This window comes from Pantoea sp. X-Soil-YNGN-785, from assembly GCF_059730585.1.
In genome coordinates this window covers 2,486,588-2,501,120 of record NZ_AP035942.1, presented here as the reverse complement: position 1 = coordinate 2,501,120, position 14,533 = coordinate 2,486,588, and the positions used below count along the sequence as shown (strand labels likewise).

The 14,533-nt window shown below is 56.1% G+C and carries 12 protein-coding genes; 8 read left to right on the top strand and 4 right to left on the bottom strand.

Going from position 1 to position 14,533, the window contains the following annotated elements:
• Positions 1-35: 35 nt before the first annotated feature.
• Both AC6I8E_RS11720 and AC6I8E_RS11715 read left to right on the top strand, forming a co-directional pair.
• Positions 36-1,817: a thiamine pyrophosphate-requiring protein gene (locus AC6I8E_RS11720; protein ID WP_095706968.1), complete on the top strand. Its 1,782-nt coding sequence runs from the start codon at positions 36-38 to the stop codon at positions 1,815-1,817.
• Between the two features lie 98 nt (positions 1,818-1,915).
• Positions 1,916-2,758: an oxidoreductase gene (locus tag AC6I8E_RS11715; protein WP_095706969.1), complete on the top strand. Its 843-nt coding sequence runs from the start codon at positions 1,916-1,918 to the stop codon at positions 2,756-2,758.
• A gap of 135 nt (positions 2,759-2,893) precedes the next feature.
• Here the strand turns inward: AC6I8E_RS11715 and AC6I8E_RS11710 are convergent, their stop codons facing one another.
• Together AC6I8E_RS11710 and AC6I8E_RS11705 are read right to left on the bottom strand one after the other, a co-directional pair.
• Positions 2,894-3,541 (bottom strand): RES family NAD+ phosphorylase, encoded by a 648-nt coding sequence (locus AC6I8E_RS11710; RefSeq protein WP_497824002.1) that lies wholly within the window; start codon positions 3,539-3,541, stop codon positions 2,894-2,896.
• Positions 3,534-4,244, bottom strand: a complete 711-nt coding sequence (locus AC6I8E_RS11705; RefSeq protein ID WP_095706971.1) for a hypothetical protein — start codon at positions 4,242-4,244, stop codon at positions 3,534-3,536. Before AC6I8E_RS11705 ends, AC6I8E_RS11710 begins: the two co-directional genes overlap by 8 nt.
• A gap of 334 nt (positions 4,245-4,578) precedes the next feature.
• Between AC6I8E_RS11705 and AC6I8E_RS11700 the strand changes: the two genes are divergently transcribed.
• From AC6I8E_RS11700 to biuH, 3 genes are read left to right on the top strand one after another with little or no spacing between them, the layout of a single operon-like run.
• On the top strand, positions 4,579-6,015 hold the full coding sequence (locus AC6I8E_RS11700; RefSeq protein WP_497824001.1) for an amidase: 1,437 nt from the start codon (positions 4,579-4,581) through the stop codon (positions 6,013-6,015).
• Positions 6,012-7,328, top strand: coding sequence for a purine-cytosine permease family protein (locus tag AC6I8E_RS11695; protein ID WP_147789718.1), 1,317 nt, complete (start codon positions 6,012-6,014; stop codon positions 7,326-7,328). The genes AC6I8E_RS11700 and AC6I8E_RS11695 overlap by 4 nt, the downstream gene beginning before the upstream one ends.
• Positions 7,309-7,995 (top strand): biuret amidohydrolase, encoded by a 687-nt coding sequence (gene biuH / locus AC6I8E_RS11690; protein ID WP_147789717.1) that lies wholly within the window; start codon positions 7,309-7,311, stop codon positions 7,993-7,995. Before AC6I8E_RS11695 ends, biuH begins: the two co-directional genes overlap by 20 nt.
• A gap of 93 nt (positions 7,996-8,088) precedes the next feature.
• On the opposite strand, the gene AC6I8E_RS11685 is transcribed toward biuH, so the two are convergent.
• Complete coding sequence (locus tag AC6I8E_RS11685; RefSeq protein WP_147789716.1) at positions 8,089-10,275, bottom strand: putative bifunctional diguanylate cyclase/phosphodiesterase; 2,187 nt, start codon at positions 10,273-10,275, stop codon at positions 8,089-8,091.
• Positions 10,276-10,684: 409 nt separating this feature from the next.
• On the opposite strand from AC6I8E_RS11685, the gene AC6I8E_RS11680 reads away from it, so the two are divergent.
• From AC6I8E_RS11680 to AC6I8E_RS11670, 3 genes are all read left to right on the top strand, one after another.
• Complete coding sequence (locus AC6I8E_RS11680) at positions 10,685-11,776, top strand: mechanosensitive ion channel family protein (RefSeq protein WP_013358353.1); 1,092 nt, start codon at positions 10,685-10,687, stop codon at positions 11,774-11,776.
• Positions 11,777-12,228: 452 nt separating this feature from the next.
• On the top strand, positions 12,229-12,684 hold the full coding sequence (locus tag AC6I8E_RS11675; protein ID WP_013358352.1) for a hypothetical protein: 456 nt from the start codon (positions 12,229-12,231) through the stop codon (positions 12,682-12,684).
• 274 nt (positions 12,685-12,958) lie between these two features.
• Positions 12,959-13,534, top strand: coding sequence for a GNAT family N-acetyltransferase (locus tag AC6I8E_RS11670; RefSeq protein WP_497824000.1), 576 nt, complete (start codon positions 12,959-12,961; stop codon positions 13,532-13,534).
• Here the strand turns inward: AC6I8E_RS11670 and AC6I8E_RS11665 are convergent.
• On the bottom strand, positions 13,501-14,493 hold the full coding sequence (locus tag AC6I8E_RS11665) for a threonine ammonia-lyase (RefSeq protein WP_081463849.1): 993 nt from the start codon (positions 14,491-14,493) through the stop codon (positions 13,501-13,503). The two genes, AC6I8E_RS11670 and AC6I8E_RS11665, sit on opposite strands and share 34 nt — an antisense overlap.
• Between the last annotated feature and the right edge of the window lie 40 nt (positions 14,494-14,533).

The window sequence follows — 14,533 nt, the reverse complement described above, 5'->3', positions numbered from 1 at the left end:
TTAAGTCTGTAAGGACAACGAGGGGAAACGCGACGATGAGCATGAAAACCAGTGATTTTTTTGTCCAGCGACTGAAAGAGTGGGGCGTCACACGCATTTACGGCTACCCGGGAGACGGGATTAACGGCGTGCTGGGGGCGATTCAGCGTGCGAATGCCAAAGGCGACGGCATCGAATTTATTCAGGTGCGCCATGAAGAGATGGCGGCCTTTATGGCGGCCGGACACGCGAAATTTACCGGCGAGCTGGGCGTCTGCCTGTCGACTGGCGGACCGGGTGCAACCCACCTGCTGACCGGACTCTATGACGCCAAAATGGACCATGCCCCGGTGCTGGCAATTGCCGGACAGGCAGAAGCGACCGCGCGGGGTGCCAGCTATCAGCAGGAGATGAATCTGGATCGCATCTTCTCGGACGTCGCCAACTTCGTTCAGGAAGCCTCGACCACGACGCAGGTGCGCCATCTGCTGGACCGTGGCGTGCGCATTGCCAAAGCGCAAAACGGCGTTGCGGTGATCATCATCCCTAAAGATATTCAGGATGAAGAGTGGCAGCCGCCGCAGCATCTGCACGGCTTTACCCATTCCGGCAGCGGCTATCAGCGTCCTAAAGTCATTCCTTACGAAGCGGACCTGCAACGCGCCGCCGACGTGCTTAACGCCGGTAAAAAAGTGGCGATTCTGATTGGCGCAGGCGCACGCGACGCCGCCGTTGAGGTGGTGCAGGTCGCCAATGTGCTGGGTGCAGGCGTGGCGAAAGCGCTGCTTGGCAAAGATGTGCTGCCGGACGATGCGCCTTTTGTTACCGGCTCGATTGGCCTGCTCGGTACCAAACCTTCATCCGATTTAATGCAGAACTGTGACACGCTGCTGATGATCGGCAGCGGCTTCCCGTGGACGGAATTTCTGCCGGAAGAGGGCAAGGCGCGTGCGGTTCAGATAGACATCGATCCCGCTATGCTTGGCCTGCGCTATCCCAGCGAAGTCAATCTGCATGGCGATGCGGCTGAAACCCTGCGTGCGCTACTGCCGCTGCTCACCCACAAAGAGGATCGCAGCTGGCAGGAGGATATCGCGGTTCAGGTGCGTGACTGGTGGACGCTGATGGAAGAGCGCGCCATGGCACCCGCTAATCCGGTCAATCCGCAGCGGGTGGTGTGGGAGATGTCACCTCAGTTGCCGGACAACGCGATTGTCACGTCGGATTCCGGCTCCTGCGCCAACTGGTTCGCCCGCGACTATCGGGTGAAACAGGGTCAGCGTGCCTCGCTCTCCGGCGGCCTGGCCTGTATGGGCGCGGCGGTGCCTTACGCGATTGCGGCGAAATTTGCTCACCCGGAGAAACCGGTGGTAGCGCTGGTGGGTGACGGCGCGATGCAGATGAACAACATGGCCGAGCTGATCACCATCCAGAAATACTGGCAGCAGTGGACCGATCCGCGCCTGATCGTCTGCGTGTTCAATAACCAGGATCTTAATCAGGTCACCTGGGAGCAGCGCGTGATGGAGGGTAATCCGCGCTTCGACGCCTCGCAGCAGCTGCCGGACGTGAAGTATGCCGAGTTTGCGCAGTCGCTGGGGATGGTCGGAATTTTTGTCGATAACCCGGACGATCTGGCCGGTGCCTGGCAGCGTGCGCTCAGTGCCGATCGCCCTGTCTTGCTGGAGGTGAAAACCGATCCGGAGGTCGCGCCGTTACCGCCGCACATCACCCTTAAGCAGGCAAAAGCCTTTATGGCGTCGATGGTGAAGGGCGATCGCGGGGCCGCGCAGATCATCAGCGACACCGCCAGTCAGCTGTTTCATAAAAAGCATTAAGGGCTAAGTGAGGCGGTCGCGCCTCGCTAACCTTGATCCCCGGATGCACTCGCGTCCGGGTCTTAAACCACATCATCAAACTTATCGGGAGTCTTAACATGACTGCTCATTCCAGCCCTGTCTGGTTTATCTCGGGATGTTCGACCGGTTTTGGTCGTGAACTGGCGCAGCAGACCATCGCGCGTGGTTTTAAGGTCGTCGTGACGGCGCGTGAGATGTCGTCGATTGCCGATCTGGTTGAAGGACACGACAACGCACTGGCGGTGGCGCTGGATGTGACCCGTCAGGCGAGTATCGACCAGGCCGTCAGCGCAGCACTGGACACGTTCGGCACCATTGATGTGCTGGTAAACAACGCCGGTTACGGCTATCAGAGTTCGGTGGAAGAGGGTGTGGAAAGTGAAATCCGCGCCCAGTTTGATGCCAATGTTTTTGGCCTGTTCGCCCTGACGCGCGCCGTACTGCCTGCGATGCGCAAGGCGCGCAGCGGTCATGTCATCAACATTACCTCCGTGGCAGGCCTGATTGGCTTTGCCAGCTCAGGCTACTACTCTGCCAGCAAACATGCGGTGGAAGGCTGGTCCGATTCACTGGCGCTGGAAGCGGGGCCGCTGGGCATTCACGTGACCTGCGTAGAGCCCGGTCCGTTCCGCACCGACTGGGCCGGACGCTCACTGCATCAGACGCCGAGTAAATTGCCGGAATATGCAGAGACCGCGGCTGCGCGGATGAAAGCGACGTCCGAATACAGCGGTACTCAGAAAGGCGATCCGGCACGGGCCGCCACGGCAATGATCGCCATCACCGAACATGACAACCCGCCACGCCATCTGGTGATGGGGGCCTGGGGCCATGACGCCGTGACCAGCAAGCTCAAAGAGCGCCTGGCTGAGATCGAAGCGTGGAAACAGACGTCAGTGGAGACGGATTTTCCGGAATAAGAGACAAGGCACGGATGCCATTTTTGCAGGCAAACCGCAAAACCAGGTTGAGCACAGACCATCCTTAAATGGCAACTGTGCTTTTTTGCCTGGCTCGGGGAGTAATTCCAATTCCGGGCAAAGCATTGCAGAACACTAAAACCTGGAAAGCAGAATCAGCGCCATCTCATTCGCCAGAGCGCTGAGTTCACGTTCCACATCTGCTGACTCTGAAGCGGACTGAGCATCAAGCGTAATGTCCAGATCTTCAGTACAGATACGATCGCCAAAAAGCATTAATGCCTTATCGCCATGCTGCTTCGAAGACCACTGAATTCCCTGTGCCTCCGGGTTAGAGTGATGTATCTGCTCAGCCCATTGTCGGGTTTCCGGGTAGTGATCGGCCGTTGAACCCAGCAGGTCGCCTTGCGTAATGCCATGTTTTTTCATAAAGCGTGGATTGAGATCCACCAGCTTTATCTCTTCTTTAGGGGTGAGCTGACTGTGTGCCAGCTTATTCAGCACCGTCAGGTCTACGGGCGCATTCTCACAGGGCACAGGAAGATCGTGTAATACCGTCTCCATCAGGGCAACAGCCAGCGTTTTACCGCCATAAAGCGTCGGTATGATGCGACCTGCACGATCAGCAATTGGGCTGAAACGTCCAACGCCTTTTCCCGGATTGAACTCCGCAGCGCCATACTGCGACCAGTGAATGCGGTCAATCGTTTTACCTTTCGGCCAGGTGACCATAGAGACCGATAAATCATCATCTTTGCCGGGCGTTTTGATCTTTTTAGCCATGAACCGGACCGTCCTTTGCCCGCTGTGCCGCCTCCAGTACTTTTGCCGGTTCCGACGTCATCAGATTCTTAGGTTTTTCATTACCGAGCCAGCTATTTGGTGTGCCAAACCATACGGCCAGGGTCCATGGTGTTTTTGATTCTCCAAACAGCGCGATAATTTTTTTCATCAGCGGCAACGGCTGCCCGCCAACATCCACCCCATAGGCCGGATAAAGATCCCTGCCTTCGGAGGAAAGTGCAAAAATCTTACCGGCTCGCTTCCACCGGTTAGGTAATCCACTGGGATTTTTCACACTGGCACTGCTACCAGCGCGGCGTGAAACTTCCTGCGCAGGCAACCACTCGCTGTCGTCCAGAATATGCTTCCTGAGTTGTTCCAGCTTTGTAGTGTTACTCACTGTGACCGGCGGCCTGGTCTGTTCTGCTGTCGCCATTTCCCCAGCGCTGAAAGATGACTTATCGTGACTGGCGAGCTGACTGATGCCTGATACCGCCAGGAACGCGGCATCCAGTGCGATTTTAAAGGCGGCTTCATCCACAGCGTCGGGACGCTTCACCACATAGTATTGCGCTGGCTCATCATTGCAGTGCGGGACTGATACTGTGATCTCTGCTTGTCCATCCTGGGAGCGGGAAGAGGAAATACTGCCTGCCGGCACGGGTATGACGTCGAAGCCAGTGGTTTTATCAGACCTGATCATGATTTTACTCCTGCTGGCAAAATGCAAATATCGAATATCAACAATATATCGTATATAGCGAGAGTCCTCCACGTAAACTGATCAAAAACCACCCAGCAACAGACTGAGCTTTGGCATGACAAGCGCTGAGGAACAGCTCGCCCCCTTATCGCGCAGTCCTGCGCCATCATCGTGCTGAAAAAATAAACAGCCACCCATCCCCGACATCATAAGAATTCGATCTTGTATCCCAGGCCGTATTCCATCTGGCATCCCTGTCTCAGACCGCTGGCGTCACGGCTATCTGGCACGCTTCATGCACTCGCTGACAGGTACAATTCTGGCGAGGTTACTCATGTTTGACTCCTTATTAGACGAAGATGCCACCACGATGGCCGCACTGGTCCGCAGCGGGGAAGTCTCGGCCTGCGAGCTGACCGGGGCAGCACTTGCGCGGATGGAGCGGCGGGAACCGGTGATACAGGCTTTTTGTACGCCGACACCGGAACTGGCGCTGGCACAGGCCAGAGAAGTGGATGCCCGACGGGCGCGTGGAGAAACGCTGGGCGCGCTGGCAGGCGTGCCGCTGGCGGTGAAAGATTTAATCTGCACCGCTAATGTCAGAACCACCTCCGGTTCGGCGGCGTACAAAGATTTCGTACCGGAAGATGACGACATCACGGTGGAGCGATTGCTGGCCGCCGACGCCATTCTGCTGGGCAAAACCACCGCGCCTGAGTTTGGTTACAGCGGTGTCGGACACAATCCGCTGTTCCCGTCGCCGCGCAATCCCTGGGATCTGGCGATGACGCCCGGCGGTTCCAGCGCCGGATCGGGTGCGGCGGTGGCGGCGCGGCTCTGCCCGATTGCACTGGGCAGCGACGGCGGCGGTTCGGTACGCATTCCGGCGGCGCACTGCGGCATTTTTGGCTTTAAGGCGTCAATGGGCCGGGTGCCGTTGTGGCCCGGCTGTCGTGATGAACGTTATCCCGGCGTGTCGAGCTGGGAGTCGCTGGAACACATCGGGCCGATGACGCGCAGCGTGCGCGATGCCGCCCTGATGATGTCACTGATGGCGGGACCGGATATGCGTGACCGCCACTCGATCCCATGTAGCGACGTTGACTGGCTGGGTGCACCAGAGCATCTGCCCGGCAAACTGCGCATCGCCTTCAGCGCAGATTTTGGCTATGTGGCGGTTGACCCGGAAGTGCGGGCGGTGGTCAGCGCGGCGGTGCAACGCTTTGCCGCTGAAATCGGTGCGGAGCTGGAACTGGCCGATCCCGGTTTCCCGGATCCGGCTGCCGCCTTTGGCGCGCTGGTGGCGATGGAGAGCGATCTTACCGGCATGCGCCAGATGATGGCGGAGCAGGTCAGCGCGATGTCGCCGCATCTGGTCGCCATGCTGCAGCGCGACTGGCGGGCGGAAAACTTTACCGATGCCATCGCCACCCGCAAAGCGGTCAGCAACAGCCTGTGGCGCTTTATGCAGCGCTTTGATCTGCTGATCACGCCGACGCTGGCAGTGCCGCCATTTCCGTTGGGGATGCAGGGACCGGAGATCATCGATGGCCGTATGGTCCGCAACGATCACTGGCTCTCGTTCTGTTACCCGTTCAACTTCACCGGACAGCCCGCCGCGTCCGTGCCCGCCGGTTTTACCGCCAGCGGCCTGCCCGTCGGGATGCAGATTGTCGGACGTCATCTTGATGATGCGTTAGTGCTGGCTGCCAGTGCCGCTTTCGAGCGCATTCAGCCGTGGAATCACCTTCAACCCGGAATCGCCCAATGAAAAAATCTGATACACCTGCGCTGGAGCAGGAGTTTGAACATGAGCCGGTGCCGCTGTCGCATCGCCATTCCACCCGCTCCGTCTCGGCGGTCTGGTTTGGATTCCCGATGATCCTCACCAACGCGCTGTTTGGCGGCATTATCACCTGGCACCTGGGCTTCTGGCCCGCGCTGATTGCTATTCTGCTGGGCAACCTGGTGCTGTTCGCCTATGTCGGTGCGCTGAGCTGGTTCGCCGGTAACACCGGGATGAACTTTGCTTTACAGGCCAGGCGCACCTTTGGCAGCAAAGGCTACATTCTGGTCTCGGGTTTTCTCTCGACGGTGGTGATCGGCTGGTATGCTTTCCAGACGGGTCTTACCGGTACGGTCATTAACCAGACCTTTGGCTGGAATGCGCTGGCGGTGACGGCTTTTGCCATGATCCTCTATACCGGTATCACGTTCCTGGGCGTGCGGGCACTGTCGGTGCTGGGGATGATTGCCGCGCCGCTGTTTGTGGTGCTGGGGATAGTAGCGCTATGGCTGATCGGCAAACAGCACGACTTCTCCATCGTGACGCAGTGGAAGGGCAGCGCCAGCGCCGCCGGTGCGATGAGCATGGGCACCGCTGTCACTATGGTGGTGGCCGGCTTTGCCGACTCCGGCACCATGACCGCTGACTTTACCCGCTGGTCGAAGAACGGCCGCTCGGCGGTGATCGCCGCGTTCTCTGCGTTCCCGGTCGCCAATGTGATCTCCTATCTGTTCGGCGTGGTGATTGTGGCGGTGGGCGCGGCGGTTGATCCGCTGACCAACGGCGGGAACTTCCTGCCGATGCTGATGGGACATAGCGCCTTCCTGTCGGTGGTGGCCTGTCTGTTTGTCTTTATCAACCTGGGATCGGTCTGCACCCACTGTCTCTACAACGGCGCGGTGGGTTTCAGTCATCTGTTCAGCAGCAAAATGCGACTCTGGACGCTGATCCTCGGTGCCATTGGCGGTGTGCTGGCGCTGGCGGGGGTCTGGTCTTACTTCCTGGAGTGGCTCAGCCTGCTGGGGATTGTGGTGCCACCGTTTGGTGCGGTGATGATTGTGGACTTGATTTTCATGGCGCGCATCAGCGAGCAGCGTCCGGCGCAGCGTTTCCGTGGCACCGCGTTTGCCGCCTGGGCGATTGGCAGCCTGTGTGCGGTCATCGCCCATGTGGCTTTCCCGCAGTTTGGCGAAGCGGTAATCGGTCTGGTGACCGCCGCCATCAGCTACACCCTGATCACTAAAATGCGCATGCCGCGCCCGGTAATGGAGAACAGCAATGCCCGATTACAGCGTTAATTCGACCCCCTACGCCTGGCCGTTTGACGGCAGCTTTACCCCGGCTGACACGGCGCTGATCGTGATTGATATGCAGACCGATTTCTGTGGCGTCGGCGGCTATGTCGACAGCATGGGCTATGACGTGAGCCTGACCCGCGCGCCTATCGCCCCACTGCAACAGGTGCTGGCGGCGATGCGCGTCCGGCAGTTTCCGATTATTCATACCCGTGAAGGGCACCGGCCAGACCTCAGCGATCTGCCCGCTAACAAACGCTGGCGCTCGCGACGGATGAACGCCGGGATAGGCGATGTGGGACCCTGTGGCCGTATTCTGGTGCGCGGGGAACCAGGCTGGGAGATTATCCCGGAGCTGGCGCCATTGCCGGATGAAGTGGTGATTGATAAACCGGGGAAGGGATCGTTTTACGCCACCGATCTGGAGCTGATTCTGCGCAGTCGCGGTATCCGTAACCTGATCCTCACCGGCATTACCACCGACGTCTGCGTCCACACCACGCTGCGCGAAGCCAACGATCGCGGCTTTGAATGCCTGGTGCTCGCCGATTGCTGTGCCGCAACGGAGCGGCGTCATCATGAGGCGGCGCTGAGCATGATCCATATGCAGGGCGGCATCTTTGGCGCGGTCGCTACGTCGGCCGCGCTGCTGGATAGCCTGGGCGTGTAGCGTATTGCATCCCATAGCAAGAGGTGCTGCCCTGATTCTCAGGATGGTTCCGCATAGCCTGAGCGCCGTTATCCGCTCAGGCTATGCGCAGCACTATTCCCGCTGCGTCTCCTCTGGCGCAGGTAATGTCATCAGCGCGGCGAGCTGATCGGCGGGCACTGCCTGACTGAACAGATAGCCCTGTAACTGATTACAGCCTGCATCTGCCAGTGCAGACATCTGCCCTGCGGTCTCCACACCTTCTGCCGTCACCATCAGGCCCATGGCGTGACCCAGTTTCACCACGGACTCGACAATCGCCACGGAATTTTCCGCCACGCCCAGCGACTGGGTGAACGAGCGGTCGATTTTGATTTTGTCCACCGGGAAGGTGCTGAGGTAGTTGAGGCTGGAGTAGCCGGTGCCGAAGTCATCCAGCGCGATGCGGAAGCCCGCCTCACGCAGCGACACAATAATCTCGCGTGCTTCGCGTTCATCCTCGATTAACACGCCTTCGGTGATTTCCAGCTCCAGCCGCTTTGGGTCACCGCCGTGCTGGCTGACAATCGTCATCACATGGTCAACAAAGCCGGTAGAGCGGAACTGCACGGGCGAGACATTGACCGCCACCAGCAAATCGGGAAAGCGCTGCTGAGTGGCACAGGCTTCAGCCAGCACCCATTCGCCCAGCGGGATAATCAGGCCGGTCTCTTCGGCAATCGCGATAAATTCACCGGGTGCGATCAGGCCGCGTGTCGGGTGATGCCAGCGCAGCAGCGCCTCGATGCCGACCATCTGCTGACCGCCAACGTCCATCAGGGGCTGATACCACACTTCCAGTCCCTGTCGGGTTTGCAGTGCCGTACGCAGATCGGCGGCAATGGTCTGCCGCGTCTGCACTGACTCATCCATCGCCCGTTCAAACTGACGAAACCGGCCACGTCCGCCACTTTTGGCTTCATACAGCGCAATATCGGCTTTGCGCATCAGCTCCAGCCGATCGATGCCGTCTTTAGGTGCCAGCGCCAGTCCGATACTGGCCCCGCTCCAGACATCGCTGCCGAACAGGGTAAACGGCTGAGCCAGCTCGTCAATCATGCGCTGCGCCAGGCTGTTCACCTGACCGATGTTATCGACCTCCGGCATCACCACGATAAATTCATCGCCGCCGATGCGTCCCACGGTATCGCTGGCACGCACGATACGGTTCAGGCGCTGTGCTACGGCGATAATCAGCTCATCGCCAGCATGATGACCGTGGGTATCGTTGACGGCCTTAAAGCGGTCGAGATCGATCAGCAGCAGCGCTACCCGCTGATCGTTGCGCGTCGCCAGGGCCAGCGCCTGGGTCAGCCGGTCTTCCACCAGCGCGCGGTTCGGCAGTCCGGTCAGCACATCATGAAATGCCAGATGCTGCGCCTGCGCTTCTGACGCGCCAAGCCGGAGCATCGATTGCGAGAGGTTAACCGATGAGTTCCAGAGTCGCCGCACCATATACAGGCAGAGCAGCGATATCGCCAGCACCGCCAGCCCGGTAGACGGCCCGATAGTACGCAGCATCTGCGCGCCCGGACGGGAGGGGATCCAGTTGAGATAGCCGACCGGCTCGCCCGCCTGGGCGATCAGCAGATAGCGCGCGCTGGTGCCGGACTGAGACGAACCGTCGGAGAAGTGCAGTCCCTCCAGCTGATTGCGCTCCGCCAGGCTAGCCAGATAACCGTCATCGAGAAATTTCAGGCTCACCAGCCGGAAGCGCGGCAGGTCATCGCTATCCCGCTGGATGTTACCCACGGCAAGTGCCGCAGCACGCTGGGTGATACGGGCATAATCGGCGTTATCCTGGCGCCTGGGATCCTGGATCAGCGTGTTTTGCAGCACATCACCAATCAGCGGATCACTCTCTGCTGCGGAGACGGTCTGGCCTTCACGCCAGACTCTGACGATCTGGTTTTGCGCATCCAGCACCATAATCAGCTGATGACCGAACATCTCATAGAGCCACTGCCCGATGTTCTCATCCAGCCACCTGTCGCTGTTGCCCTCTGCCAGATGCTCCTCAAAGGGACGCCAGCGTGACAGGCTATGCAGCTGGCGCAGATGCTCATTCAGACTTTGCGAAAAAGAGGCCTCAATCATCCGCTGTTGCTGATGCCGGGCCTCAGTATTGGTCAGTGATGTGCCAATAAACAGTGCCGTACCTGCACCGGCAAATGTCAGCACAAGGATAGCCACCAGCGGCACCAGCACTTCACACAGGAAACTGCGGCGAAAATCAGAGGAAAGTTTAAGGGTGTTAATCATATTGTTGTTTTTCTCTGCAGCAGGGGAACAGCTTAAAAATTAGCAGATAGCAACTGATCGTCCATGAAAAGCGTGATGGATAGTGAACAGGCGAGCGTTTTTCTGTTAACGGGTGGCCGGGGAGGGCTGAAAGTGAGGATAAGAAAGTCAGCGCGTTTTATCAGTTATTTTAATGAGGATGGCAGTAATGCCGGGAGCATTCAGGTCAGGATGGTAGATCCTGACCTGATGCGGTAAGGCTGAAGGCCTCAGCAATCCCATCACCGCGCATTTCCTGCCAACTTCGCTGCTATGGTTCATACTCATGAGCGCTAATTGTGTTACAGACGGATAACCGTGCAGACAACGGTTACTGAGTGGGTCACTTATCTGACAGCTTTAGCCTGTCAGCTAACAAAAAGGGAAAATAATGCCATTGTTATTCGGTGAGTTATCTGGTTTCCCGTCATGGGTGCCTGTTGTATTACTCGTCTCGCTTTCATTTGTGCTGGGTTTTCTGGCTCGCCTTATCCTGCTCGCGTTTATCCGCTACTGGCAGGGCCGTGACAGAAAACTATTCAAATCCCTGGAAAAGCACCTCAGCGGTTCGATGTTCTTTTTCGTGCCGTTATTAATGATCAATGTCGGGATTAACTACATTGATTTTCATCCTGAATCACTCGATCTCATCACCAATATCATCAACGTCTTTATTATCATGTCATTCTGCTCGGTCTTAATCCGGCTGACCAACGTGGCGCAGGATATGCTTTATATCCGCTATGACATTAATATTTCCAATAACCTGCGTGCGCGTAAAATCCGTACGCAGATTATCTATGTTAAGAAAGTCGTTATTGTCATCCTGGTGCTATTCTGCGTTTCGCTGATTCTGCTGAGTTTCCCCGGCGTGCGTAAATTCGGCACTACCATTCTGGCCGGTGCCGGTGTCGCCGGTATCATTATCGGTTTTGCCTTACAGAAGTCGCTGGTTAACCTGTTTGCCGGTATTCAGATTGCCTTTACCCAGCCCATCAAGATTGATGATGCGGTGGTGGTGGAAAAGGAGTGGGGCTGGATTGAAGAGATCAACCTGACCTATGTGGTGGTGCGCATCTGGGATCTGCGTCGTCTGGTGCTGCCGATTACCTACTTCACCGAGAATCCGTTTCAGAACTGGACGCGCAACAACGCCCAGATTTTAGGCTCAGTGTTTCTCTACGTGGATTACTCGATGCCGCTGGAGCCACTGCGCAAGCATTTCGAGAAGGTGTTGAGTGAAACCAAACTCTGGGATCAGGAAACCTCAGTGCTTCAGGTAACCGACACCACCGAGAAAACCATGACCATCAGGATGCTGATGACTGCCCAGAACTCGCCGATCGCCTTTGATTTACGCTGTTATGTGCGTGAGAAGATGATTGAGTTTATTCAGCAGAATTACCCGGAAAGCCTGCCACAGGTGAGAGCGTCGCTGACGGATAGCGGGTCGGAGAAGGTTGGGAGAGCAGTAGTGGAATAGTCTTTTTGAGGAGTATGAGTGGGGAGTGAGTAATAGTCTCAGAGGTGTGTAAGTATCCTGATGGCTATTGCTCCGTTGTCTTTCAGGGGAGATGAAGCATTGGTATGTATGTCCGCTTTGTGTCAGTAGCAGACGTCGTTAACAGCGTGATGGGTTCATTGATAGCGAGTTTGACATCCAGTGAAAACCTTACAGGAGAAAGGATTGTCAGAAAAATTTATAAACTGCGCGTTTAAGGCACGTTGGGAGAAATCCGGATTTTCGTGGTGGGCTATCAATTAAAGGTTCTCTGTCGGCGCCATCGTTGGTGCAGCATGCCTCTGACAGGATGATTAAAGCATTCTTATTAAGAGGTCCTTAACTTTCCCAGCTCATGAGTGTCCTGTTCTTATGGAGTTTTGCGCCGGAACCCCATATGATTGATTAATAATGGTCAAGTAAAGGACGCTCTGATGCAACTCATAAAAACTGAATATGCCCTTAATTCCGGTTATCCGATTGTCAGGCGCACGCTGGAAGACAAAAAGAAATTAGTGAAACAGCCAGGGTTCGGTCCTGAGTCCTGCTGTGCAGTAGTCGAGTACAGGCTCCGGGGTAACATTCGCTATGCGTTTGGAAACAGTCAGATGCATGTAAGCATGCCGCCAGGCATCTATACCCATAACTGGGTCAAACTGCATGGTGAAATGGCCGCACTGGTTGCCGCGATAAACCGCATAGAACGCTTTTCCACGGATGATGTCATACCCATCACGGGTGCCTATATTGAATTGCGGCCCTGTGAGGCCAACTGCCTGCAGGCACTGCATAATATTCTGCCTGAGGACGCTAACGTCTATTACTCTTTTGACCACCCCACTCAGCTTGACGAATGGAAATTACGTGCCCACGAGCTTTGTCACGTTTGAAATATTTCACCACACCCTTTTCCCGGATAAATTAAAAAGGATATCCCTAAAAATTCAGGTGATGGGATGCATGAATGGAAACGCAGACTTTCCCTTAAACGTTACCCCGCGGATTACTCTCAGCGTATATTTCACTGCGTTCATCTCCGTTACGTGCCAGGCGCGGACGTTGAAGCCATAATGCCATCTTTGCATGATGTAACAGATGACGGTAGGGGTATTTTAAGAGAGATAAAACCTGACCAGAAGTTTGTCTATTAAAGGATCATTGCCCATGCGAATCCCCACGCTTACAACCGATCGGTTGATATTAAAACCATTAGTTGCCGAAGATGCTCAACAGATCCAGAAGCTTTATCCTCGCTGGGAAATCGTTCGTTATATGGTGGCGTCGGTCCCCTGGCCTTATCCAGAGAATGGTGCTGAGAATTATGTCAATAACGTTGCGTTGCCTGACATGGCCAAAGGAATTGCATGGTGCTGGACGATCAGACATTGTGAAACACCGGACAAAATCATGGGCTTGATCTGCCTTTACGATGTAGAAGATAACAATCGCGGATTCTGGCTCGCACCGGAATATCAGGGGCACGGCTTTATGCGTGAGGCGAGTATTGCGGCTACGGATTACTGGTTTAATGTGTTGAATAAGGCGGTATTACGCGCACCTAAAGCCGCCGCTAACAGCCGCTCTCAGCGTATTTCAGTCAGTAGCGGAATGCGGCTTATTAAAACTGTTAAGAAGGAATATGTCAGCGGCCTTCTGGATTCTGAGCTTTGGGAAATTACCCGCGCTGAGTGGAATGCGCAATGTCGTCAGCGAGCGGCCTCATTAACTAAGTTGAGATAGCGTGAGCCAGATATATTTCTGCCGCTTACGACGCAGACAACCTTACGCCCGCTCAGCTCCTTCGCATAACGAAGGGCTGCTGCAACCGCAGGTACGCCGGAAGGCTCTGTGACATGGCTGTGCTGATTTAGCATGAACAGCATTGCTGCTTTAATTTCGGCTTCTGAAACAAGTAGAACACGGTCAACGCGGTCACGTATCAGTGGCCAGGTCATCGCTTCAGGCTCTATATAGCCACTGATGCCTTCGGCGATTGACGCCGATAATTCGACAGGAATCGTTTCCCCTGCCTCTGTCCAGTTGGCAAAAGTCGGGCTAGCTTCACTTTGCACAGCCCATACTTCGGTAGCCGGGTTTATGGCTTTGATGGCCGTTGCAATGCCTGAGGCCAGCCCGCCGCCGCCAATGTTGACGAGAATAACGTCGGCATCTGCCCATTCCTCCATGATTTCCAGACCGACGGTGCCGGCCCCGACAATCATCTGCTCATTATTGTAGGCTGAGACGAATGTCGCCCCGGACTGTTCCGCTGTGACAAGGGCGGCCTGCCTTGCTTCTTCAATGTCTTCAAAAAAAGTTATCTGAGCACCATAACTTTTCATTGCCGAGACCTTTATAGGGTCTGCGGAATAGGGCAGGAATATGGATACAGGTATGCCAGCTGCATGACCTGCACAGGCGAGTCCTAAGCCATGGTTTCCCGCGGTGGGGGCGATGACACCTGCACTTCGCTGATCCGCATCGAGACTGGCAAGAACGTTTACGGCGCCCCTCAGTTTAAAGCTACCCGTATGCTGGAGATTTTCCATCTTAAGCCTGACCTCCGCTCCGACAAGGGCAGACAACGTCTGCGCAGGCTCCAGTGGGGTTCTGCATATGGTTTGCCTGATTCGCCCTGCGGCTGCATAGATAGCTTTCAGCGTGACACCGTCCATTGGCCTTTGAGTCTGAGTTGTCATAATATGCCCGATTAATTTATATAAGAAAATAACTATATAG